The sequence below is a fragment of the Gelria sp. Kuro-4 genome (genome assembly GCF_019668485.1).
Classification (GTDB): Bacteria; Bacillota; DTU030; order DUMP01; family DUMP01; genus DUMP01.
In genome coordinates this window covers 1831740-1852754 of the sequence record NZ_AP024619.1, presented here as the reverse complement: position 1 = coordinate 1852754, position 21015 = coordinate 1831740, and the positions used below count along the sequence as shown (strand labels likewise).

Annotated in this window: 23 protein-coding genes and 6 tRNA genes; 22 read left to right on the top strand and 7 right to left on the bottom strand. The window is 62.4% G+C overall.

Going from position 1 to position 21015, the window contains the following annotated elements; translation table 11 throughout:
• Positions 1 to 21 precede the first annotated feature (21 nt).
• The 5 genes from K5554_RS09325 to K5554_RS09305 all read left to right on the top strand — a co-directional run bounded on the left by K5554_RS09325 (position 22) and on the right by K5554_RS09305 (position 6866).
• Positions 22 to 1056 carry a D-alanine--D-alanine ligase family protein gene (locus tag K5554_RS09325; protein ID WP_221038221.1) on the top strand — a complete coding sequence of 345 codons (1035 nt, stop codon included), beginning with the start codon at positions 22 to 24 and terminating at the stop codon, positions 1054 to 1056.
• 157 nt (positions 1057 to 1213) lie between these two features.
• Positions 1214 to 3292: an elongation factor G gene (gene fusA, locus K5554_RS09320; RefSeq protein WP_221038220.1), complete on the top strand. Its 2079-nt coding sequence runs from the start codon at positions 1214 to 1216 to the stop codon at positions 3290 to 3292.
• Between the two features lie 392 nt (positions 3293 to 3684).
• Positions 3685 to 4452 carry a 5'/3'-nucleotidase SurE gene (surE, locus tag K5554_RS09315; protein WP_221038219.1) on the top strand — a complete coding sequence of 256 codons (768 nt, stop codon included), beginning with the start codon at positions 3685 to 3687 and terminating at the stop codon, positions 4450 to 4452.
• 40 nt (positions 4453 to 4492) lie between these two features.
• Complete coding sequence (locus tag K5554_RS09310) at positions 4493 to 5584, top strand: tetratricopeptide repeat protein (RefSeq protein WP_221038218.1); 1092 nt, start codon at positions 4493 to 4495, stop codon at positions 5582 to 5584.
• Positions 5559 to 6866, top strand: coding sequence for an amidohydrolase (locus K5554_RS09305; RefSeq protein ID WP_370636866.1), 1308 nt, complete (start codon positions 5559 to 5561; stop codon positions 6864 to 6866). Before K5554_RS09310 ends, K5554_RS09305 begins: the two co-directional genes overlap by 26 nt.
• On the opposite strand, the gene nth is transcribed toward K5554_RS09305, so the two are convergent.
• Positions 6855 to 7496: an endonuclease III gene (nth, locus tag K5554_RS09300; protein WP_221038216.1), complete on the bottom strand. Its 642-nt coding sequence runs from the start codon at positions 7494 to 7496 to the stop codon at positions 6855 to 6857. The two genes, K5554_RS09305 and nth, sit on opposite strands and share 12 nt — an antisense overlap.
• 31 nt (positions 7497 to 7527) lie before the next feature.
• On the opposite strand from nth, the gene K5554_RS09295 reads away from it, so the two are divergent.
• Positions 7528 to 7959, top strand: a complete 432-nt coding sequence (locus K5554_RS09295) for a methylglyoxal synthase (RefSeq protein WP_221038215.1) — start codon at positions 7528 to 7530, stop codon at positions 7957 to 7959.
• A gap of 92 nt (positions 7960 to 8051) precedes the next feature.
• Positions 8052 to 9932 (top strand): tetratricopeptide repeat protein, encoded by a 1881-nt coding sequence (locus tag K5554_RS09290; protein ID WP_221038214.1) that lies wholly within the window; start codon positions 8052 to 8054, stop codon positions 9930 to 9932.
• 45 nt (positions 9933 to 9977) lie between these two features.
• On the opposite strand, the gene K5554_RS09285 is transcribed toward K5554_RS09290, so the two are convergent.
• The 4 genes from K5554_RS09285 to K5554_RS09270 all read right to left on the bottom strand — a co-directional run bounded on the left by K5554_RS09285 (position 9978) and on the right by K5554_RS09270 (position 10313).
• Positions 9978 to 10063, bottom strand: a tRNA-Tyr gene (locus K5554_RS09285).
• Positions 10064 to 10075: 12 nt separating this feature from the next.
• Positions 10076 to 10150: transfer RNA gene (locus K5554_RS09280), tRNA-Ile, on the bottom strand.
• Between the two features lie 5 nt (positions 10151 to 10155).
• Positions 10156 to 10230: transfer RNA gene (locus K5554_RS09275), tRNA-Glu, on the bottom strand.
• Between the two features lie 6 nt (positions 10231 to 10236).
• A tRNA-Pro gene (locus K5554_RS09270) sits at positions 10237 to 10313 on the bottom strand.
• A 171-nt stretch (positions 10314 to 10484) separates the two neighbouring features.
• On the opposite strand from K5554_RS09270, the gene K5554_RS09265 reads away from it, so the two are divergent.
• Positions 10485 to 10703 carry a zinc ribbon domain-containing protein gene (locus K5554_RS09265; RefSeq protein WP_221038213.1) on the top strand — a complete coding sequence of 73 codons (219 nt, stop codon included), beginning with the start codon at positions 10485 to 10487 and terminating at the stop codon, positions 10701 to 10703.
• 43 nt (positions 10704 to 10746) lie between these two features.
• On the opposite strand, the gene K5554_RS09260 is transcribed toward K5554_RS09265, so the two are convergent.
• A tRNA-Trp gene (locus K5554_RS09260) sits at positions 10747 to 10822 on the bottom strand.
• A gap of 59 nt (positions 10823 to 10881) precedes the next feature.
• On the opposite strand from K5554_RS09260, the gene K5554_RS09255 reads away from it, so the two are divergent.
• Complete coding sequence (locus tag K5554_RS09255) at positions 10882 to 11082, top strand: DUF4264 family protein (RefSeq protein WP_221038212.1); 201 nt, start codon at positions 10882 to 10884, stop codon at positions 11080 to 11082.
• 196 nt (positions 11083 to 11278) lie between these two features.
• Here K5554_RS09255 and K5554_RS09250 read toward each other — a convergent pair whose 3' ends face one another.
• Entirely contained in the window at positions 11279 to 11755 is a 477-nt protein-coding gene (locus tag K5554_RS09250; RefSeq protein WP_221038211.1) for a general stress protein, read from the bottom strand.
• A 132-nt stretch (positions 11756 to 11887) separates the two neighbouring features.
• On the opposite strand from K5554_RS09250, the gene K5554_RS09245 reads away from it, so the two are divergent.
• From K5554_RS09245 to K5554_RS09185, 13 genes are all read left to right on the top strand, one after another.
• Positions 11888 to 12142, top strand: a complete 255-nt coding sequence (locus K5554_RS09245) for a hypothetical protein (protein ID WP_221038210.1) — start codon at positions 11888 to 11890, stop codon at positions 12140 to 12142.
• 151 nt (positions 12143 to 12293) lie between these two features.
• Positions 12294 to 12788, top strand: a complete 495-nt coding sequence (locus K5554_RS09240; RefSeq protein WP_255565352.1) for a Fur family transcriptional regulator — start codon at positions 12294 to 12296, stop codon at positions 12786 to 12788.
• Between the two features lie 7 nt (positions 12789 to 12795).
• Positions 12796 to 13083, top strand: coding sequence for a metal-sensitive transcriptional regulator (locus K5554_RS09235; protein WP_221038209.1), 288 nt, complete (start codon positions 12796 to 12798; stop codon positions 13081 to 13083).
• A gap of 50 nt (positions 13084 to 13133) precedes the next feature.
• Positions 13134 to 13208 (top strand) — tRNA-Arg (locus K5554_RS09230).
• 140 nt (positions 13209 to 13348) lie between these two features.
• Positions 13349 to 15037, top strand: coding sequence for a GspE/PulE family protein (locus tag K5554_RS09225; RefSeq protein ID WP_221038208.1), 1689 nt, complete (start codon positions 13349 to 13351; stop codon positions 15035 to 15037).
• Positions 15038 to 15054: 17 nt separating this feature from the next.
• Complete coding sequence (locus tag K5554_RS09220) at positions 15055 to 16110, top strand: type IV pilus twitching motility protein PilT (protein ID WP_221038207.1); 1056 nt, start codon at positions 15055 to 15057, stop codon at positions 16108 to 16110.
• A 2-nt stretch (positions 16111 to 16112) separates the two neighbouring features.
• Positions 16113 to 17321, top strand: coding sequence for a type II secretion system F family protein (locus K5554_RS09215; protein WP_221038206.1), 1209 nt, complete (start codon positions 16113 to 16115; stop codon positions 17319 to 17321).
• A gap of 39 nt (positions 17322 to 17360) precedes the next feature.
• Positions 17361 to 17762 (top strand): competence type IV pilus major pilin ComGC, encoded by a 402-nt coding sequence (locus tag K5554_RS09210; RefSeq protein ID WP_305038854.1) that lies wholly within the window; start codon positions 17361 to 17363, stop codon positions 17760 to 17762.
• Positions 17740 to 18567: an A24 family peptidase gene (locus K5554_RS09205; protein WP_255565351.1), complete on the top strand. Its 828-nt coding sequence runs from the start codon at positions 17740 to 17742 to the stop codon at positions 18565 to 18567. Before K5554_RS09210 ends, K5554_RS09205 begins: the two co-directional genes overlap by 23 nt.
• A 3-nt stretch (positions 18568 to 18570) precedes the next feature.
• On the top strand, positions 18571 to 19038 hold the full coding sequence (locus tag K5554_RS09200) for a prepilin-type N-terminal cleavage/methylation domain-containing protein (RefSeq protein WP_221038205.1): 468 nt from the start codon (positions 18571 to 18573) through the stop codon (positions 19036 to 19038).
• Positions 19039 to 19045: 7 nt separating this feature from the next.
• Entirely contained in the window at positions 19046 to 19420 is a 375-nt protein-coding gene (locus K5554_RS09195; protein WP_221038204.1) for a hypothetical protein, read from the top strand.
• Complete coding sequence (locus tag K5554_RS09190) at positions 19374 to 19913, top strand: type II secretion system protein J (protein WP_221038203.1); 540 nt, start codon at positions 19374 to 19376, stop codon at positions 19911 to 19913. The genes K5554_RS09195 and K5554_RS09190 overlap by 47 nt, the downstream gene beginning before the upstream one ends.
• Before the next feature lie 4 nt (positions 19914 to 19917).
• Positions 19918 to 20994 carry a hypothetical protein gene (locus tag K5554_RS09185; protein ID WP_221038202.1) on the top strand — a complete coding sequence of 359 codons (1077 nt, stop codon included), beginning with the start codon at positions 19918 to 19920 and terminating at the stop codon, positions 20992 to 20994.
• The last annotated feature ends 21 nt before the right edge of the window (positions 20995 to 21015 follow it).

Sequence of the window (21015 nt, the reverse complement as noted above, 5' to 3'; positions counted from 1 at the left end):
AAAGCGAAAGGAGCTAGTACCATGGCCAAATTAAAGGTGGGCATCGTCTTTGGCGGACGTTCCGGCGAGCATGAGGTTTCGCTCATGTCCGCCGCCTCGGTCATCAAGTTTATACCCCGCGAAAAATACGACCCTGTTCTCATCGGCATTACGAAAACCGGAGGCTGGCTGACAGAAGGGAACCCCTGGGAAACCCTGAGGAAAGAAACAGCCGAACCAGGTGGGCCGCCTCCCACCGCGCTGCTGGCCGGCCTGGATGTCATCTTCCCTGTTTTGCACGGTCCCTACGGGGAAGACGGTACCATCCAGGGCCTGTTCGAGATGTGCGGCGTCCCCTACGTCGGGGCGGGTGTGCTGGCCTCCTCAGTGGGAATGGACAAGGTGATAATGAAACAGGTTTTTGAAGCCTCCAAGCTGCCCATCGCCCGCTACCTGGTGGTTTGGCGGCATGCCTGGCGACGCGAGCCGGCAAAAACCGGTGACCTGATCGAGGAGCGCTTGGGACTGCCGGTGTTCGTGAAGCCCGCCAATTTAGGCTCGAGCGTGGGCATCAGCAAGGCGCGCACAAGGAAGGAACTTACGGCCGCGTTGCAGCTGGCCACCCAGTACGATCGCAAGGTGGTGGTGGAGGAGTACATCCCCTGCCGGGAATTTGAGTGTGCTGTTTTGGGTAACGATGATCCCGCCGCCTCCGTCATCGGCGAGATTGTCCCGCACAACGAATTTTACGATTATGAGGCGAAGTATACCGACGGGGTTTCGGACTTAATTGTCCCGGCCGCCGTCCCCGCCTCTGTGCAAAGCCGGGTGCAGGAACTGGCCGTAGCCGCCTACAAGGCCATCGATTGTGCCGGCATGGCGCGCGTGGACTTCTTTATGCACCGGGAGTCCGGCCAGGTGATCGTCAACGAGATCAACACCATCCCGGGCTTCACCAACCTATCCATGTATCCCCGCCTCTGGGAGGCGAGCGGGCTGAGTTACCCGGATCTCATTGACCGGCTCATCACCCTGGCCCAAGAACGCTTCAAGGAGCGGGCCCGTAACCTTGTCTGACGGAAAGCACCAGAAAAGGAAGATTGCGGCGCTTGCTGGGCATAATACCACTGCTTCCCCGATCGCCTTCCTCAGTAAAGAAGGAAAAATGCTTGTCTTCACCGAATAAGATGAAAGAGGGCAGTTTGAGCCTTGAGAAGTAAGGGGGAAACGCAGAGTGAAAGACTATGCACCAGACAAGTTACGGAACGTCGCACTGATCTCACACGGGAGCGCCGGCAAAACCTCCCTGACGGAAGCTCTTCTCTTTACCAGCGGCGGTAGTGATCGTTTGGGCAGGGTTGACGAGGGCAATACCGTGGCCGACTACGATCCGGACGAAATCAAGCGTAAAATAACCATCAACACCGCCGTCGTCCCCTGCGAATGGACAGGTTGTAAAGTGAACCTGCTGGATACGCCGGGTTACGCCGATTTCATCGGCGATGTCATCAGCGCCCTCGAGGTGGCCGACGCTGCGTTGGTTCTTGTCTGTGCTGTCTCCGGAGTAGAGGTTAACACTGCGCGCATGTGGCACCTGGCCGGCGAGAAGGGCCTGCCGCGAATCATTTTCATCAACAAGCTCGACCGGGAAAACGCCCACTTTGACCGGGTGTTGGATCAGGTGCAGGCCGAACTTTCCCCCCGTGCCATCCCCTTACAACTTCCCATCGGCGCCGAAGCCAACTTCCGCGGCATCGTCGACCTGGTCGGCATGAAAGCCCTCCTCTTCCAAAACGGCAAGGTGGAAGAGGCCCCGCTTCCTGAGGAGCTTAAGGCCGCAGCGGAAGCGCAGCGCGAAAAGCTGGTGGAAGCCGCAGCGGAAACCGACGATGAACTCACCCTGAAGTACCTCGATGGGGAAGAGTTGACCCAGGAGGAGATACTGCGGGGCCTGCGCCAAGGAACGTTAACGGGCAAGCTGTTCCCGGTGCTCTGCGGTTCAGCTTATCAAAATAAGGGCATGGGCCTGCTGCTCGACGCCATCGTCGGCTATCTGCCTTCACCGCTGGACCGTCCCCCGGCCAAGGCTACCCAAGCAGCCGGGCAGTCGGAGGTGGAAATTGCGCCCGACCCGAACGGTACGCTGGTGGCCCAGGCCTTTAAGACCATGGCCGACCCCTTTGTGGGGAAGCTAACGTATTTTCGGGTTTACCGTGGCAAACTGGTCTCGGACAGCATTGTCTACAACACGGCGAAAGAAAAAGCGGAGCGGGTAGGGCAGGTGTTCATCCCGCGTGGTAAAACCCAAAACCCGGTCAGCGCCGTGGTGGCCGGCGATATCGGCGCCGTGGCCAAACTGCAGGAGACAGCCACCGGCGATACCCTGTGCGATAAAGACAAGGCCGTCCTGCTGCCGCCGCTGGAATTTCCCCGCCCATCCTATTCCGTAGCCGTGGCCGCCAAATCCAAAGGAGACGAAGACAAACTCGGCCTTGGCCTGAGCCGTTTGATGGAAGAGGACCCCACCCTCACCCTGAAGAAGGAGGCTGAGACCAGGGAACTCATTCTCTGCGGCATGGGCGACGTGCATATCGACGTAACCGTAGAGAGGCTGAAGCGCAAGTTCGGCGTCGAAGTGGTGACCGCCACGCCCGCCATCCCGTACCGCGAGACCCTCCGTAAGCCGGTAAAGGTAGAAGGCAAGCACAAAAAGCAGACCGGCGGGCACGGCCAGTACGGCCACGTCTGGTTGGAAATGGAGCCCCTACCGGAGGGCAGCGGCTTCGTTTTCGAGGAAAAGATCTTCGGGGGCGCGGTACCCAAGCAGTATATCCCCGCGGTGGAAAAGGGAGTCCGCGAAGCCATGCGCGAAGGGATACTGGCCGGCTTCCCCGTGGTGGATGTCAAAGTTACCCTGGTGGACGGTTCCTTCCACCCCGTCGACTCCTCGGAAATGGCCTTCAAGATCGCCGCCAGCCTGGCCTTCAAAAAAGGAGCGGAGCAGGCCAACCCCGTCATTCTTGAGCCCATAATGAACCTGGAGGTCACCGTCCCGGAGAACTACATGGGCGATGTCATCGGTGATCTCAACGCCAAACGCGGCCGCATCCTGGGGCTGGAACCCGCCGGCTCTTTGCAGGTTATTAAGGCCCAGGTCCCCCTCTCCGAGCTGTCCAAGTATGCCATTGACTTAAGATCGCTTACCCAAGGCCGGGGCAGTTTCACCATCGCCTTCGACCATTACGAAGAGGTACCCGCACGCCTGGCCGAGGAGATTGCCGCCCAGGCCAAGAAGACAAAAGCGGAAGAATAGCACCCCGGGGGCCGAAGAGCGGCGTGTCACCTCCCACCGCGCTGCCTCATAGACTACTGTTACAAGGCGGCTAGGGGGTGGGCGCGTGACGGGCTATTGTCCGTTTCAAACGCTTACGGCGGCGGAAGTCCGGTGTAAACTCGGGCAGGCGTCCTTTTCCCCCGGCGACAGTGAAGCCGCTTGGGCCTGCGCCGGGTGCAGCATCCCCCGGGTGTTGGCCAATCGTCCGTGCATCTACCTCGAACCGGTCAAGCGTTTTGCCCTCCGTGGCCAAAGCATCACCTTCTTTCGCTGCGCTGTCTATGGTGTTGTCATCGCTGAACCCCTACTCCTTTGTCCGCAGTGCGTAGCACGCTGCAAACCATGAAGGCAAAGGGGAGGCCCACCGGTCAATGTTTGTCCTCCTTAGTAACGATGATGGAATAGATGCCGCTGGACTTACGGCGCTGGCCGGTGCGTTTTCCCCGGCCGATCAAGTGGCCATAGTTGCACCCGACCGGGAGCGGAGCGCTTCCGGTCATGCCATTACCATGGACCGCCCCCTGCGGGTGCGTGAGGTGAAGCACTTCGCCGGCCCGGCGTGGGCCGTAACAGGCACACCGGGCGATTGCGTTAAACTGGCTCTAACCACCCTGCTTCCCCGCAAGCCGGACCTGGTTGTCGCCGGCATCAACCGCGGCCCTAATTTGGGCACGGACGTCTTTTACTCCGGGACAGTGGCGGCAGCCTTAGAAGGGCTCCTGTTCGGGCTGCCCGCACTGGCCGTTTCCCTGGCCACCCACGCCCCGGACGCCGACTACAGCCTGGCCGCCCGGCTGGCGCGGGCCATCGTCCAACGCCTCCTCGCGAAGCCGGCTCTGGCCGAAACCCTGCTCAACGTTAACGTTCCGGCGCGCCCCGCCCGGGAAATCCGCGGCCTCAGCATTACCCGCCTGGGAACACGCCGTTATAAGAATACCTTTGAAGCGCGGCAAGACCCGCGCGGGCAAACTTACTACTGGCTGGCCGGGGAACCCCTGCCGGAGGAGTGCCCTCCCGATACCGACATTGCGGCCGTCGCCGCCGGCAGGATTTCAATAACGCCGCTCAGCCTGGACCTGACCGATTACCGCCGCCTGGCCGACCTCAAGGGGTGGACGGACAAGCCTTTTGACATATAATGCCATCGCTGGTATAATTTGGGGTGGGGAGGGACGAACGATGAACACCCAAACCACCCACGAAGGGGCAGGGCAAAAAGCAGGGCAGCCTGACTGGCAGCAGGCTGTGGCAGCCCTGCGGGCTGCGACAGGGAGGCTGCCCGAGGACCCCGAGCGACTCCTAAAACTCGGACAAGCCTACCTGGAGGGGCGTTTGGTCGGTCCCGCGGAAGAATGCTTCCAGGCCGCACTGCTGCGCGATCCGGAACTCAGCCGGGCGCATTATTTTCTCGGCTTTCTCTACAGCCGCCAGGGCAGGTACCGCGAAGCCACCCTCGCCTTCGGCAAGTGCCTGGCCGCACAGCCGCGCAATGATCTCGTTTACGCTGAGCTCGGTTTAGTATACTTTAAGCAGGGACAGCTGCGCGAGGCGCGCGCTCTCTGGCAACAGGGACTTATGCTGGCCAAAGAAGAGGCACGGCTGGTCGAGCTCCTGGAGCACATGTCCTACAGCGTAAAGCTGGACGGGGAGGAGCGCGTGGTACCGAATCTCTGTCGCATGGCTGCCCTGGCCGCCGGCAGTGACCTGGGCCTGGCCCTCAGCTACCTGGAGCGGGCTCAAGGCCTGGAGTCCTTTAATCCGGCCGTTTTTGTGACCTATGCACAGGTCTTTGGGGCCGGCGGCAAAACGGAGGAGGCGGAAGCCGCCTGGGCGGAGGCCATCCGCCTGTCCCCCTGCGACCCGGCGCTGCAGGCCGATTTCGCTCAGTTCATGCTGGCCTGCGGCAAACACAAAGAGGCGAGGGTTTGGGCGGAGCGCGCCGTAACCCTGGCGCCCAGCGAACCCAACTACTGGCTTATCCTGGCCCGCGCCGAGGAGCAGGCCGGCAATACAGCGGCGGCGGAACAACACCTCAAGAAGGCGCATGAGCTGGACCCGGAACAGCCCACCATCAACTACGAACTGGGGCACCTGCTCTGGCAGGAAAAAAAGATCCCACCGGCGCTTTGCTACTTACGCAAAGCCGCCCGGGCAGGGCACGAAGAAGCCAGGGTTTACCTGGCCTCGCTCTGTCAGGCTACAAAGCGCCGGGCACCGAAAAAAACAGTTGTCCACGGGGGAGGAAGTGCTGTTGAGCAAACTGCTTATTGAAGGCGCAACTGTGGTTACCATGGATGCCGAGAACCATGTTTACGCGCCGGGTGATATCATCTGTGAGGATGAACGCCTGGTCTATGTCGGGCCTTCCCAACAGCGCCTGGCCTGGCAGCCGGACCGCGTCATCCGCGGGGAAGGGAAGGTGGCCCTCCCCGGGTTCATCAACGCGCACACGCATGCCGCCATGACCTTGCTGCGCAGTTACGCCGACGACCTGGCGCTTAAGCCCTGGCTGGAAGAAAAAATCTGGCCCCTTGAGGCCCGGCTCACACCGGAAGCGGTCTATTGGGGGACACTCCTCGCCTGCCTCGAAATGCTCGAAGCCGGTGTCACCACTTTTGCCGATATGTATTTTTACTCCGAGGAAACGGCGCAGGCCGTGACGGAAAGCGGCCTGAGAGCCGACCTGGCCCCCGGTCTCACAGGAACGACCCCTGATGCGGACAAACGGCTGGCCGCAGCGGCCGACTTTGTCCGGCGGCGGCAGCGGAGCGCTGCCGGACGCATCACGGCCCGCCTCGGTCCGCACGCCCCCTACACGTGTCCGCGTCCCTTCCTGAGCGACGTGGTTGCCGCCGCCAAAGAACTGGGCTGCGGCATTCACATTCATTTGGCAGAAACCAGCGCTGAGGTACAGGAGCTCCAAGCTCAAACGGGCTTCACCCCCGTGGGGCTGCTGCATGAAATCCTCGGCCGGGAGGGTCCGGTACCTGTCCTCGCTGCCCACTGTGTGCACCTGAGTGGACAGGACATGGCATACCTCAAAGCGGACGGGATCGGAGTGGCGCATAACCCTGGGAGTAACCTCAAACTGGCCAGCGGGCTGGCCCCGCTGGCGGCTCTGCTTGAAGCTGGAGTAAAAGTCGGCCTTGGCACCGACGGGGCAGCCAGCAATAACAACCTGGATGTCCTGGAAGAAGCACGCCTGGCAGCGCTCCTGCCCAAGCTGGCAACGGGCGACCCTGCGGCCGTGCCGGCCCGGGCGGCCCTGCGCTCAGCCACCCTGGGTGGAGCAGAGGCCCTCGGGTTGGAGTCCCGTATCGGCAGCCTGGAGGAAGGTAAGCAGGCTGACCTGGTGCTCTTGGATGAAGGGCGGGCACACCTGGTGCCGCGCCATGACGTCATCTCCCGCGTGGTTTACAGTGCGCGGGCCGGTGATGTGGATACGGTGCTCGTTGCCGGGAGAATTCTCCTGGAGCACGGCCGGCCGACGACGCTTGACCGCGCCAAAATCCTTTCTGAGGCCCAGAAACAGGCGGAAAAATTAGTCGGTTGATTTCTCCGGCTGCGTGCGGAACAAGCAGTAAGCGCCCAGCGGGCAGCTTGCACAGCGCGGGTTGCGCGCCCGGCACACCCGGCGACCGTGCTGAATCAAGCGATGATGGGTGGCTGTCCAGGCGGTGGGCGGAATCTGCGCCTCCAGATCCTTTTCCACCTCCAGCGGCGTCCTCCCCGCCGATAAGCCCAGCCGGCGGGCGACGCGGAAAACATGGGTATCCACCGCCAGGCCGGGGATACCGAAAGCGTTGGCCAAAACCACCTTGGCCGTCTTGCGCCCGACGCCCGGCAGCGTCAGTAAATCCTCCAGGCGAGGGGGCACCTGACCATGAAAGACCGCGGCCAGCCGCTGGGCCGCGCTTACCAGGTGCCGGGCCTTGGTCCGGTTAAGACCGACGCCGGCAATCTCTCCGGCCAGCACCTCCGGATCAGCAGCGGCGAGGGCCTCCGGGGTAGGGTAACGGGCAAAGAGCAGCGGGGTAACGCGATTAACCTGCCGGTCGGTGGTCTGCGCCGAGAGCATGGTAGCCACCAAAAGCTCAAAGGGCGAGTGAAACACCAGTTCCGTGCGCGCCGCAGGGTAGGCCGCGGCCAGGGCCCCAAGCAGGTCGGGTATCCTTTTTGCCATCTAACTTCACCTCCTGAAAGGAGTTACAGACATGAAGCGCATCGCGCTCATCGCTCACGATCGCATGAAGAGCCAACTGGCAGAATTTGTGGCCCGGCACCGGGATTTTTTTGCGCAGGCCCAGCTCATCGCCACCGGCAATACGGGGCGCCTGCTCCAAGAGCGTACCGGCCTTGAGGTGGAACGCTACCAGTCCGGACCCCTGGGAGGAGACCAGCAGATTGGGGCTGAGATCGCCTCCAGGCGGGTGCACGCCGTCTTTTTCTTCCGCGACCCTTTAACCCCGCAACCGCATGAGCCGGATATCACCGCCCTGCTACGCCTTTGTGACGTGCACTACGTTCCGGCCGCCACCAATCCAGCCACCGGTGAAGTCCTGCTCCAAGGCCTTGAGCAAGGCTGGCCGGAATTGCCGTCGAAACAGTATGAGCCCGATCGCTTTATGGCGGAAAAAAACCGCTAACATATTTCTCGCTCCAGCAGGTTTTCCCTTCCGAAAAGGCGAATACTTGGCTATAAATCCCAGTGTTGCCTTTTATTGGGAGGGATTGGAGCGTGAGCGGATCATCCCCGCAAGAGCACAGGCCGGCTCAGGAACTACCCTGGCTGGAAGAACTCCTCACAGCCATGGAGAAGCTCCCCGGTTGCGAGAACCTACCGGCCACCAGTGTGGTGGTGTTGACAGAACCCGCCGACCGGGACTGGTTGGCCGGCTTAACCGAATGCGACTGGCCACGGCAGGCAGCGGTGGGTATGGTCTTTTGCCTGGACTACTTTGCCCTTAAGCAGACCTGCCCTCACGAAGCCGGTTTTGCCCTCGCCGGCCTAGCAGGTTTCATCTACGGTGTCGGTCTGACCGCCCGGAGCGCGCAGGCTGCCGCACAGGCCGCCGAGAAGCTGGGGTTAAGTTGCATCTTATTACCTCAGGCCTTAGGCGAAGCCCCGGCGGTGCGCACCCGGCTGCAGCTGCCTCCTTACGTTTTTCCCGTTACCGCCCTGCTGGTAACGGAAAAGAGGATAGGGAAATCGAGGCTAACGGGCGTTAAGATCCACCGCGGGCGTTACCGTGAACCTGCGGCCGCCGAACTGGCCGCCGCAGCCGCCTGGTGGGAAGAGGAAGCAGGCGGTTTCTTCCGGACGCGGGTAGCCGGTTACCTGGCTGCCAAGAAAATGGCCGCCGCCTTGGTTCAGGCCGGCTTTACCTTTACAGCAGCCGCCGCCCCCGAACAACAGGCAGGGGCTCTTTCCCGTACGGATGCAGCCGCCGCCCTCGGCCGCATCGTCCGAACCCAGCCGTCCCGGCGATCGTTTTTTAACCGGACGGGCGTTCAGCTCCGCCTGGCCCAGCTGGCCCTGTTCGCCGGCCGGGTAGAAGGCGGCGTCAAGCTGCTGCACGCTGCCATGGCGGCTGAGCCCGCGGCGGCTGATATTCCGGCGGCGTTGGCCGTGGTTTACCAGTACCAGGGGAGCCTGGACAAAGCCGTCTCCTTGCTCGAGCAGGCTACTGCCCGGGCCCCGGGGAACGCGTACCTTATCCACTTGCTGGGTACGGTTTACCAGCAACAAGGGCAGGACGGCCCGGCTGCAGCCTGTTTTCGCCGGGCCGTAGAGATAGACCCCAAGTTAAAACCTGCTTGGCTGGCGCTGGCGCAGGTGCTGGAGGCAGGCGCAGGGTTCGCGGAAGCGGCCGCCGTCTATGAAGAAGCGCGCGCAGCGATTGGACCCGACGTCACCCTGCTCAACAACGAAGGGCTCTGCCTTAGCAACCTGGGCCGGCGCCAAGAAGCCGCCCGACTTTACCGCGAGGCCTTGAAGCTAACGCCCGACGATCCCGTAATCCTGGGTAATTTAGCCCTCCTGCTCGGCCAAGAAGGCCAGTTCGATCCGGCCCTGGCGTATTACAATCGCGCCCTCCGGCGGCGCCCGCGCGATCCGAACCTGCTCAACAACAAAGGTTTTTGCCTGGGCAAACTGGGCCGTTACGAAGAAGCCCTGCGCTGCTACGAGCTGGCGCTGCGGGTGGAAGGTGACGACCTCAACCTGCTGCACAATAAGGCCTCCTGCCTCACGCGGCTGGGGCGGTACAAAGAAGCGCTGGCGTGCTATGATCAAGTCTTGCAGCTCAACCCGACCGACACCGGCATGCTCAACAACCGCGGCCTTTGTCTTATGGCCTTGAACAGAATGCGCGAGGCCTCCGAGTGTTTCAACCTGGCACTTAAGCTTGAGCCTAACAACGCCGTTTACTGGGGGAACAAAGGGGCCTGCCTCTTTAAACAAGGAAAGTATCAGGAGGCGCTGGCGGCTTACGAACGCGCGCTCGCCCTGACGCCCGAAGAACTGGTTTACTACAGCGGCAAAGGTATGTGCCTCGATTATCTGGGGCGTGCTGAAGAAGCGGTGGATTGCTACAACCGGGCCCTGCGCCTGGCATAATAAAGAGGGGCCCCTGGGACAGGGCCCCTTAGCGCCGTTATTTCTTGGTGGAGAGGGGTGGATTTGAACCACCGAAGGCATCGCCAGCAGATTTACAGTCTGCCCCCTTTGGCCAACTCGGGAACCTCTCCACACAGTTTCCTTGGTGGGCCCACCAGGATTTGAACCTGGGACCGACCGGTTATGAGCCGGCTGCTCTACCGCTAAGCTATGGGCCCACATTTGGTGACCCTAGGGGGATTCGAACCCCCGTTACCGCCTTGAAAGGGCGATGTCTTAACCACTTGACCATAGGGTCACAAAATGGTCGGAGCGACTGGATTTGAACCAGCGACCCCTTGGTCCCGAACCAAGTGCGCTACCAAGCTGCGCCACGCTCCGATCGCTGACACAGCTTATTTTACCGCATACCGGGGCGCAAGTCAATAACCCTAAGCACCGCGCCGGCCGAACCCGGCGAGCGGAACGGTGGAACCTGCGCGCCCTTGACGTTGCCAGGCCCTTTCCCTATAATGAGGCTGTAAGCCGTACAGCCTAAGGAGGCGGAGTCCTATGCCTTACTACGAATACCGCTGCCGTGACTGCGGCCAGCGCTTTGAGGTGCGCGCACCGATGAATGCCAAGCCCGAACACCCCGCCTGCAGTCACTGCCACAGAACCAACACCCAACCCGTTTACAGCACCTTTGCCATCGGCGGGGCAGGAGCGAAAGGTTCCAGCTCCGGCTCCTGCGCCACGTGCAGCGGCGGGAGTTGCAGTACCTGCCACTAGCAGATATGCAGAAAGGCGGCTGCTCGCCGCCTTTCTGCATATCTGGCAGGGGAGGAGGGACTCGAACCCCCAGCGGGCGGTTTTGGAGACCGCTACTCTGCCAGTTGAGCTACTCCCCTGTGACAATGCCATTATAGCAAAGAAGACCCGCCAAGTCAACAGCGAAAGGAAGGAAGCTATGGACCTGTGGGCTAAGCACGCACCACTTCCCCTGCTGGCCGAAGGCAACTTTCGCCTGCCGGAAGAAGTGCCCCGGTTAGTGACCATGCTCAACCGCACCCTCAAAAAAAGAGGGCTCATTTTCGGCTTACGGCGGCAAGACGGCCGATATATCTTGAGCATTTATGGTACGGATGGGGAGAAGGGTAATGGTGATTAATAAGTTCGGTATCCTCGGAGCCCTTGACGTGGAGGTGAAGGTCCTTAAGGAATGTCTGACCGTTCGCCCTCCTGCGGGCCATTTCCGACCGCGCCGACGGCGGTGCGCCGGCGGACTTTCGCGCCTTCAGCAAAAGGGCCGCCGAGAGGGCGGCCCGGGTGATCTCCGGCCTTTGCCGGCGCCTGGGTGGTAAGGCTTAATGGGTCTCCACGTCGGTGGCACCCTGGTTGCGTAGAACCTGCGCGGCTTTATCCACTTTGTTGTCTTCGGCGCGGATGGTGGCCAGGATCTTGCCTTCGCGCACCTTGCCCTCGTAATAACGGCCGCGTTCTTCCGGGATACCCCAATCGAGGAGTCCGCCGGCGATCCCGCCCGTGGCGGCCCCGGAAATAAGACCGGCGATGGGGCCGGCCGCGATTAACGGTCCTATTCCGGGAATGGCCAAAGCACCTGCTCCCGCCGCCAATCCGGCCAAGCCGCCGAGGACGCCGCCGGTGGTGACGCCGCCGCTGATGTCGTTGCCCATACCCATGGTGGCATCGCCGCCCCGGCCGGCACCTTCGCGCGCCACGATGGAAATCTCGTTGGTGCCAAAGCCGGAATTACGGAGCTCCTCGACGGCACGCCGAGCCGCATCCTCACTGCCAAAGATCCCGATCACGGTTTTACTCACGGTCATCCTCCTTTCCTATGAATCTTTTTTTAGTGTGGCACGGAGCGCCGCGACTATCCCTGCCAGTTACTGGACGGGTAGAGAACTCCGCACCGGACACACTAAAAAGGAAATCGAAAAGGAGGGGAAGCAATGCCCGGGCAGAACAAGTCTTTTCTTGACACCTTGTCACCCGAGGAGCGCGTGCAGTTTCTCCAAGGCTTCTTTAGCTCGGGCGGTACACCGCCCGCCGCTGAACAGTCGGCGCGGGCTGATCTCCTGGCCCGGCTTTTGGGAGAGCAAGAGCCTGATGCCGCGGCACTTAAAGCCTGGCAAAGCGAGCGTTTCCGGCAGGTAAAGTTGGGAAACAGGCAACCGGGCGTGCGCCCGGTTGAAGACCAGCGGTAGAGTAAAATCATCGTACACCACCCATGCCGCGGGCGGCACCTGGTACCATCGCCGGCCAAGAGCAGTGGCCTCTTTCATCCGTATTGACCTACGCTGCCTTGACACTATCTTCTCACCTGGCTTATACTGGGGTCAGTAAGGAAAGAAACAGGTGAACCAGGTGAAGGATCTACAGGCGGTCCTGCGTCAACGGTTGGAGGAACAGAATATCCGTTTGACCCGCCGGCGCAAGGCCGTCCTAGCAGCGCTGATTCAGGAGTCGGACAAGCACCTCAGCGCTGAAGACGTCTATCTTAAGGTTAAAGAAGCTGAAGGCGACATCGGCCTGGCTACGGTGTACCGGACTTTGGAGCTGTTTAATATGGCTGGCATAATCCATGCCGCCGATTTCGGTGACGGGTGCAAGCGCTTCGAGGTGGTAGCCGACAACGCTCCCCACTACCATCATCACCTGGTTTGCCTGGGGTGCGGACGCATCATTGAATTCAGCCAAGACCTGTTGGAGGATCTGGAGCAGCAGGTAGGGGAGAAAACCGGCTTTAAGATCGTCAACCACTCGCTGCGCTTCTACGGTTACTGCCGGGAGTGCCAGGAAAAAAACCCGGCCGCGCCGGCCAGCGGCCGGAGGCACACCACCGTGAGGTGAAAAAGCCTTGACCACCCCGGGACCAGCATCTTGTAAAGAAATCCTGCAACGCCTGCGCACCCTTAAGGGCCACGTAACCGGCGTTGAAAAGATGATTGAAGAAGGAGCAGACTGCAGTGCCCTCCTGGTGCAAGTCGCCGCCCTCGACGCCATACTCGGTCGTATCCGCGATTACCTCCTGGAAGAGCAGCTGGAAAGCTGTCTACGGGAAGCAGCGCATCTGCCCGAAGAAGACCGGTCACGCCGGGTCCACGAGGTGGTCAGCACCTGGAGTAAGCTGCTGAACAAAAAATAGGGGTGGAAATTTCCGCGCGCTTGATGTATAATAAGTGTTGTTTGAGATAGGCGCCCGTAGCTCAGTGGATAGAGCACCAGACTCCGGATCTGGGTGCGGGGGTTCGATTCCCTCTGGGCGCACCAGTGAACATAATCGCGCTGCGGCGCGATTTTTTTATGCCTCGGCCGGTTTGGGGCAGTTTAATTTGTGTAGAAAATCATGGTCCTAAAGGAGGATTCTGGTCCCACATGGCGAATAAGACTTAGGTGATGAGGTGGGCAACGTGGCTGAGACAACAGTTTTTTCCCAACCGCCGCGGTTGGGGGATCTGCTCGTCGACCAAGGGCTTCTCACCCGGGACCAGCTTGCCCAGGCCCTCAAGCGGCAGCAAGAAACCGGTGAGCGCCTGGGCCAGGCCCTGGTAAGCCTTGGTTATGTTACACCTCGGCAGATCGCCGAGGTGCTCGAGTTTCAGCTCGGTATACCCCATGTCACGCTGGCCGATTTCCCGCCGGAAGAGGAGGCCCTCCGGAGTATTCCGGGGACCTTGGCGCGGAGGCACCAAGTGCTGCCGCTGAGAATAAGCGGGTCCGCGCTCCTGCTCGCCATGGCCGACCCGCTCAATGTTGTGGCCGTCGATGAGGTGCGGTTGGCCTCCGGGTACGAGGTCCGGCCGGCCGTGGCAACTGAAGAAGAGATTGCCCAGGAGATTCGGAACCATTACGGCGCCCTGGAAAACGTGGCCCAGGAGTCGAGGCGCCTCAGCCAAAGCAGGACAAGGGAAGAGCCCGTCCCAGGCAGTCCGAGCGGGACAGACTCGGCGGCCGCGATCAACATAGTTGACTCGCTCTTTGCCCAAGCGGTCGAGGCGCGGGCCAGTGACATTCACATCGAGCCCCTGGACGAGGACCTCCGTGTCCGCTTCCGCATCGACGGGGTGCTGCAGCCGGTGATCAACCTTAACTCCAGCGTGCTGGGGCCCCTCGTCTCCCGCATCAAGGTTATGGCCGGCATGGACATCGCCGAGCGCCGGGCGCCCCAGGACGGGCGCATTGAGCTGAAGCAGGGTGGGCACGAAATCGATGTGCGCGTTTCCACCCTCCCTACCATCCGCGGCGAGAAGGTGGTGCTGAGGCTCCTTGACAAAACCACGCGCATCATGAACCTCTCCGCCCTGGGGTTTGCCGCCCAGGCGCTGACCGGTTTCCGCCAGCTGATCGCCCGGCCGTACGGCATGGTGCTGGTAACCGGCCCTACCGGCTGCGGCAAAACGACCACGCTGTACGCCGCACTCCGCACCTTAAACACCCCGCAGCAGAACATTATCACCATCGAGGACCCGGTGGAGTACCAGATACCCGGTATTAACCAAGTGCAGGTCAACCCCAAGGCCGGTATCGACTTCGCCAACGGCCTACGGGCCATCCTGCGCCAGGATCCTAACATCATCATGGTGGGGGAAATCCGGGACAGCGAAACGGCCGACGTCGCCATCCGCTCGGCGCTCACCGGGCACCTGGTGCTCTCGACGCTTCATACCAACGACGCAGCCGGGACCATTACCCGGCTGCTCGACATGGGCGTCGAGCCGTACCTGGTCGCTTCCGCCCTGGCGGGGGTAGTGGCCCAGCGGCTGGTGCGCTGCGTCTGCCCCCGCTGCGAGGAAGAGTACCTGCCTGAGCCCGAAGAGTGGACCCTCCTCGAGCTGGGCCCGGACCGGCCGCCTGAGCCCCTCAAACGGGGGCGCGGTTGTCCCGCCTGCCGCTATACCGGCTACTGGGGCCGCACGGCGATTCAAGAGAGCATGGTGGTCACCCCGGCACTGCGCCGGCTTATTCTGGCCAAAGCCAGCGCTGAAGAAATCCGTGCCGCCGCCCTCCAGGAAGGTATGATTCCCCTCTTGCAAGACGGCGTGGCTAAAGTCCTCGCCGGCCGAACAACCATCGCGGAAGTAATCCGCGCGGCACTGTAAGGAAACGGGGGAAGAACGTGTTTCGGCAACTTCTCGAACTCGCGGCCCAAAAAGGCGCTTCGGACATTCATCTCGTCACGGGTGAAGCCCCGCTCCTCAGGGTGGACGGGCGCTTGGCGCGCACCAACCTGCCTGTGCTAACGGCGGAGGGCTTCCGGGAGTGGTTGACCACGCTTCTGCCGGCCGGCCAGCTGGAAGAGCTGGGGAAGAAAGGGGAGCTGGATACAGCAGCCTCCACGGCCAGCCTGCGCCTGCGCCTCAACATTTACCGCCGCCTGGGCGGTTGGGCCGCTGCCATACGCCTGCTGCCCCAGCGGGTCCCCACCCTGGAAGAACTGGGTCTACCGGCCGGCCTTACGGTTTTGGCCGAGCAGCGGCAGGGGTTGCTGCTGGTCACTGGGCCTACGGGTTCAGGCAAATCCACCACCCTCGCCGCCTGTATCGAACACCTCAACCGCACCCGGGACCTTCACATCATCACCATTGAAGACCCGGTGGAGTACCGGCATGTGAACCGGCGCGCCCTCATCAACCAACGTGAGGTGGGGCGCGATACAGAAAGCTTCGCCAGCGGCCTGCGTGCCGCCTTGCGCCAGGATCCCGATGTGATCCTGGTGGGGGAAATGCGGGATCTTACCACCATCGCCACGGCCCTTACCGCCGCCGAAACCGGCCATCTGGTGCTCTCTACGCTCCACACGGCCAGCGCCGCTCAAACGGTGGACCGGATCATCGACGTTTTCCCCGCCCACCAGCAGCCCCAGGTGCGTAGCCAGCTGGCCGGGGTGCTCGCGGGCATCGTCGCCCAGCGCCTGCTCCCCCGGCAGACGGGCAGCGGCCGCGTGGCGGCCCTGGAGATTCTCGTGGCCACGCCGGCGGTGCGCAATCTCATCCGGGAGGGGAAAACCTTTCAACTTCCTTCTGTCATCCAGGCCGGCCGCCAAACTGGTATGCAGGCGCTGGAGCACAGCCTGACCCGCCTGTACCAAGCCGGTAGCGTAGCTTACGAAGAAGCCCTGGCAGCCGCCAACGACCAGGCGCTGTTTGTCCAGCTGGCGCGGGCAGGGATGTAAGGATGCACGTGCGCTACCAGGCGTGTACGGCCACCGGGAAGCTCGTGCAGGGCGATCTGGCCGTGGAAACGGTGGCGGAGGCGGTAACAGAGCTGCACAACCAGGGGCTCTTTGTGGTGAACATTGAAGCAGTCCGTAAGACGCGGCAGCGTACCCCGGCCCGCTGGCACCCGGCCCGGCGCGGCGTGCCTCTTAAGACCCTGGTCGTCTTCCTGCGCCAGTTCAGTTCGCTGTTTCGCGCCGGGTTACCGCTGCTCGCCTGCCTGAACCTCCTCGCACGAGAAGCCGCCAGCCCGGTCCTGCGGGATGCCTGTCGCTCGCTCCGGCAGGAGATCGCCCGCGGGCGGTCCCTCAGCCAGGCCCTCAAGAGCCAGGGCCGCCTTTTTCCGCCGCTCCTCGTTCACATGACAGAAGCGGCCGAGGCCACAGGCAACCTGGACGAAGTTTACGACCGGCTGGCGGCCAACTATGAGCGCGAAGCCCGCCTCCGGGAGAAACTCGGGAGCGCCGCCGCCTACCCGGTCTTTGTCCTCTGTTTGGCCGTCGCAGTTTCTCTGCTCATGGTGCGGCTGGTCCTGCCCCAGTTTCTGAGCCTCTTGGGCGACGTCCAGGCGGCACTGCCCGCACCCACCCGTCTTCTTTTAGCCCTGGGGGAGCCCCGGCGGCAGCTCCGGCTGCTCCTGGCCGGCGGCATTTTGACCGCTTTGGCCTCCATTCTCCTGGCGACCCGGCGCGGCTCCAGGTGGCGCGACGGCCGGGTGCTGAAGCTCCCGCTCATCGGCCCCCTTCTGCTCCGCGCCCACCTGGCCCGCTTCTGCCGCAGCCTGAGTCTCGCCCTCCGAAGCGGCATTCCCCTGGTGGCAGCGCTGGATCTGGTGAAACGAACCGCCCTTAACCATGTCTTTGTGAGCGAACTTGAGCGCATCCAAGCCGGCATTCAGCGCGGTGGGACGCTGGCCGACCTGTTCGCACAGAGCCGGATCTTCCCCGGGCCCCTGGTACAGATGGTGCGGGTGGGGGAGGAAGCCGGTAATCTGGAAGAGATGTTGGCGGAGGTAGGAGCGTTCTACGAGCGCGAGCTCGACCACTACCTGGCCGTGCTCACCGCGGTGGCCGAGCCGGCCCTGATCCTATTCGTCGGCGGCATTGTCGGCTTTATCGTTCTCGCGCTTATGCTCCCGCTGCTGTCGTCGCTGGCCATGGTCACCTGACCGTTGCCGCGAGTATCCCCGCGAAAGGAGGTGAAAAAGGTGCGCAGACTGCTGAAGAACCAGGGCGGCTTCACCCTGATCGAGCTCCTGATCGTCGTCCTCATCATCGGCGTGCTGGCCGGGATCGCGGTGCCGCAGGTCGCAGGCCGCAGCGACGAAGCCAAGGCCACGGCCTGCAAGGCGAATATGAAGCAGATTGAAACGGCGCTCGAATCTTATTATTTAGACAATCAGAAGTACCCCTCTACCGACCACTTGGATGATCTCACAGATCGGTATCTCAAAGGCATTCCGCAGTGCCCGGCAGGGAAGAAGCAATATGAGTACGAAAGCAAAGATGACAAAACCTTCACACTGACCTGCGAACACCATGAGTACGAAGTAACCCAAAGCTCTGAAACGTGGGGCGAAGATTCCAGTGAAGGCGGAAGCGGCAACTAAGCTCTTCATGGAGTCCCGGCTGCACCGAATGCACACCGAGGAAATAAACATGGCCTTACCTGTACCGCCCTTGAGTTTCTTGCTCGCCCTCCTCGGCCTTACGGTAGGGAGTTTCCTCAACGTGGTGGCCCACCGCCTGCCGCGGGGGGAGTCGCTCCTTAGGCCGCGGTCGCGCTGTCCTAAATGCGGGCATACCCTGGCGGCTTGGGACCTAGTACCGGTCCTGAGTTTTCTCTGGCTTAGAGGGCGCTGCCGCTTTTGTCGCGCTCCTATCTCGCCGCGTTACCCGGCAGTGGAGCTCTGCACCGGGGCGTTTTTTGTCGCCGCCGGGCTTCTGCTTGCCCCGACGTGGCAGCTCCTGCGCACCCTGGCCCTGGGCAGCCTCTTTATCACTGCCTCTCTCATCGACCTTGACACCCTGGTACTCCCGGACGCCTTCACCCTCGGTGGAGCGGCCCTCGCCTTGCTTTTACCGCCCGGGCCGCGCCCGGCCTACCTCCTGGGAGCGCTGGCGGGCTGCGCCCTGCTGCTTTTTATTGCCTGGGCCAGCCGCGGCGGCATGGGGGGCGGGGATGTGAAGCTGGGTCTCGCCCTGGGCGCCTTTCTTGGCTGGCCCAATGTCTTGCCCGCGCTCTTTCTCGCCTTCTTTCTGGGCGCGGCGGCAGGAATCGGGCTTATTCTCGCGAAAAAGAAAAGAAGATCCGATGCCGTCCCTTTCGGCCCTTTCCTGGTGGCGGGCGGCCTGGGCGCCGCTCTGTGGGGTACGGAGCTGCTGGAGCTTTACTTTCGGTACGTGTGGAGGTAGGCCATGCGCAGGCGGGGTAACGCGGGTTTCACGCTGGTGGAGCTGCTTTTCGTACTGGCGCTGATCGGCGTTTTGTCTCTGGCGGCCGTCCCGCAGGGAAGCAGGCTCTTGACTTTTTTCAGCCTGCAGCAGGCGGCGCGTGAGCTGGCCGGCACCCTGCGCGAGCTGCAAAACCGCGCTGTGGTGGAGGAGCGGGCGTACTACATACAGTTCATTTACTCGCTGGACCATGGCCGCGACGGCTACAGGGCCGGGCCTTTCGGCGAAAAGGGCGTCTTCCACCGGCTGCCGGAAGGCATCAGCATCGCCAACAACTACCTGCAACCTAAGACGCCGCTCTTGTTTTACCCCAGCGGCTCTCCCAATACGGGGGCCAGTATACCGCTGCAAAATAAGCAGGGGGGCCTGCTTACCGTCAAAGTCATGGTGGCCACAGGTCGGGTACGGGTGGTGCAGGGATTAGGTGGTTGAAGAAAGAATGGCCAGGGTAGGGCGGCACAAAAGTGGGGCCATCCTGGTGGAAGTACTGCTCGCGGTCGCGGTCCTGGCGCTGGTTCTTACCCCGCTCACGGCCCTTACCCTCACCAGCCGCCGAACCACCGCCGGGGCTGAGGATACTGCCCGGGCCGTATCCTTAGCCGCCAGCCGTCTGGAAGAACTTCTGGCGCTCGGCCCGGCGGCCTGGCAGGATGAGGATTTCGCGCCGGTGCCGACGGATCCGCTCTTTGAGCGCGCCGTGGCCATAACCCCCCGGCCCGGCGGCGTGCGCGAGATCAAGGTCAGCGTCAAGTGGGAGCAGGGTGGAAATGAAAAAAGGATTGAACTGGTTACCCTGGCGCTGCCGGCAGAGTAAGGCCGCCGGCGGGAGGGCCGGTTTTACCCTGGTGGAAGTGCTGGTGGCGGTTTCCTTGACGGCCCTCCTCATGACCGGCTTAGCCAGCCTCTTTCAGGCGCAGCTTAAGGCGGTGCACAATGAAAACCTGCAAAGCGACGCGCTTCAGAGCGCCTGGGTGGCGCTGAGCTGGCTGGAACGCGACCTTAAAGCGGCGCGCGCGGTGACCCTGGCAGGCGATGGCACGAAGATTTACCTTGAGGTACCCCAGGTGCAACGTCCTGTAGAAAGCTACCTTCGGCCCCACTGGGAGGAGGTGACCTACACCTTGGTGGGGGACCAGTTGCAGCGCTCCCTCCACGGCTCGCATAACCCGGTGGCGGAAGGTATAGCCGCGTTTACGTGCTCCCTGGCGGAAAACGGCCGGGTGGTGGCCGTACGCTTGGTGGCGCGAGCGGCGGGGCGACCGGTGGAGGTGGCGACCAAGGTGTGGCTGCGCAACAAGAAAGGGTGAGCCCATGGAGAAGCAAGCGCAAAGGGGGGCCGGCCTCATCACGGTCCTGGTGCTCACCAGCGTCCTGCTCCTCCTGGGGCTGGCCCTGGCCTCGGCGGCCCGCGTCAACGCCCACCTGGCCGGGAACCGCCTGCGCGAAGCCCAGGCCTTTTACCTGGCGGAAGCGGGTCTTGCGGCCGCTGAGGCGCGGCTCCTGGTTAACCCCGCCGACCGTTCCTCCTTCAGCGGGGAGCTCAGTACCGGCTCTTACGCGGTCAAGTTTGAAGAAGAAGCAGCCTTCGGCCCCCAGCGGCGGACCGTACGAGTTACGGCCAAGGGGCAGGCCGGCAACGCCCAGAAAACCCTCACCGGGCTCTTTACCCTCGAACCCTACCCGCAGCACCGGGCCTTTGACTACGCCCTCTACATGGGGGATGAGGGTACCTTAAACCTAAGCGGTAACGTCACGGTAAACGGGGATGTCTTTGCCAACGGCGACATCGACGTGCGCGGCTCAGCCGCGGTTACAGGGAGCGTCAGCGCAGCCGGGCAGGTCTGGAGCAAAAAAGAGGATAGGGTGGAGGGCGGCATGTTTTCCGAGGTGGATCCCATCGCACCGCCCTGGGGCGGGGCGGCGCAAGAGGGGTTCGCACTTTACCGGGCCCTGGCTCGAACTGCGTTGCCGGGGGGGACAACCGTCCAAGGCCCCGCTGCCGCACCCGGCCTGACCTTTGTCGAGGGCGATGCCACGGTTACCGGCACCTTTCCCGCCGGGGCCGCGGTAGTGGCCGCCGGTACCCTTACGCTGAGAGGCGATGTCAGGGCGGCCGGCGGGGGGGTGCTCTTTCTCGCTGCGCGGGAAGGAATCGTGGCGCATGGCAACGACCATCTCCGCGCTGTTTTATACACCCCCGGCAGCTTGACCTTCACCGGCCGCGTTTCCTTGACGGGCACAGCGGTGGCCGGTACCATGCACCTCGCCGGGAATTCCAGCTTCACTTACGTAAAACCGACAACCGGCGCGCTGACTGTGCCCTTGCCTGGGTTCGTGGTTACAAGGTCAACCTGGTATGAGAACTTCGCCACCATTACCACCCGGTGAAACCACCCAATAAAAGGGAGG

Coding starts and splice junctions, on each gene's coding strand:
- K5554_RS09325 (WP_221038221.1), top strand. CDS start 22: ATGGCCAAATTAAAGGTGGGCATCGTCTTTGGCGGACGTTCCGGCGAG.
- surE (WP_221038219.1), top strand. CDS start 3,685: ATGTTTGTCCTCCTTAGTAACGATGATGGAATAGATGCCGCTGGACTT.
- K5554_RS09310 (WP_221038218.1), top strand. CDS start 4,493: ATGAACACCCAAACCACCCACGAAGGGGCAGGGCAAAAAGCAGGGCAG.
- nth (WP_221038216.1), bottom strand. CDS start 7,496: ATGGCAAAAAGGATACCCGACCTGCTTGGGGCCCTGGCCGCGGCCTAC.
- K5554_RS09295 (WP_221038215.1), top strand. CDS start 7,528: ATGAAGCGCATCGCGCTCATCGCTCACGATCGCATGAAGAGCCAACTG.
- K5554_RS09265 (WP_221038213.1), top strand. CDS start 10,485: ATGCCTTACTACGAATACCGCTGCCGTGACTGCGGCCAGCGCTTTGAG.
- K5554_RS09255 (WP_221038212.1), top strand. CDS start 10,882: ATGGACCTGTGGGCTAAGCACGCACCACTTCCCCTGCTGGCCGAAGGC.
- K5554_RS09245 (WP_221038210.1), top strand. CDS start 11,888: ATGCCCGGGCAGAACAAGTCTTTTCTTGACACCTTGTCACCCGAGGAG.
- K5554_RS09215 (WP_221038206.1), top strand. CDS start 16,113: ATGCACGTGCGCTACCAGGCGTGTACGGCCACCGGGAAGCTCGTGCAG.
- K5554_RS09200 (WP_221038205.1), top strand. CDS start 18,571: ATGCGCAGGCGGGGTAACGCGGGTTTCACGCTGGTGGAGCTGCTTTTC.
- K5554_RS09195 (WP_221038204.1), top strand. CDS start 19,046: ATGGCCAGGGTAGGGCGGCACAAAAGTGGGGCCATCCTGGTGGAAGTA.
- K5554_RS09190 (WP_221038203.1), top strand. CDS start 19,374: ATGAAAAAAGGATTGAACTGGTTACCCTGGCGCTGCCGGCAGAGTAAG.
- K5554_RS09185 (WP_221038202.1), top strand. CDS start 19,918: ATGGAGAAGCAAGCGCAAAGGGGGGCCGGCCTCATCACGGTCCTGGTG.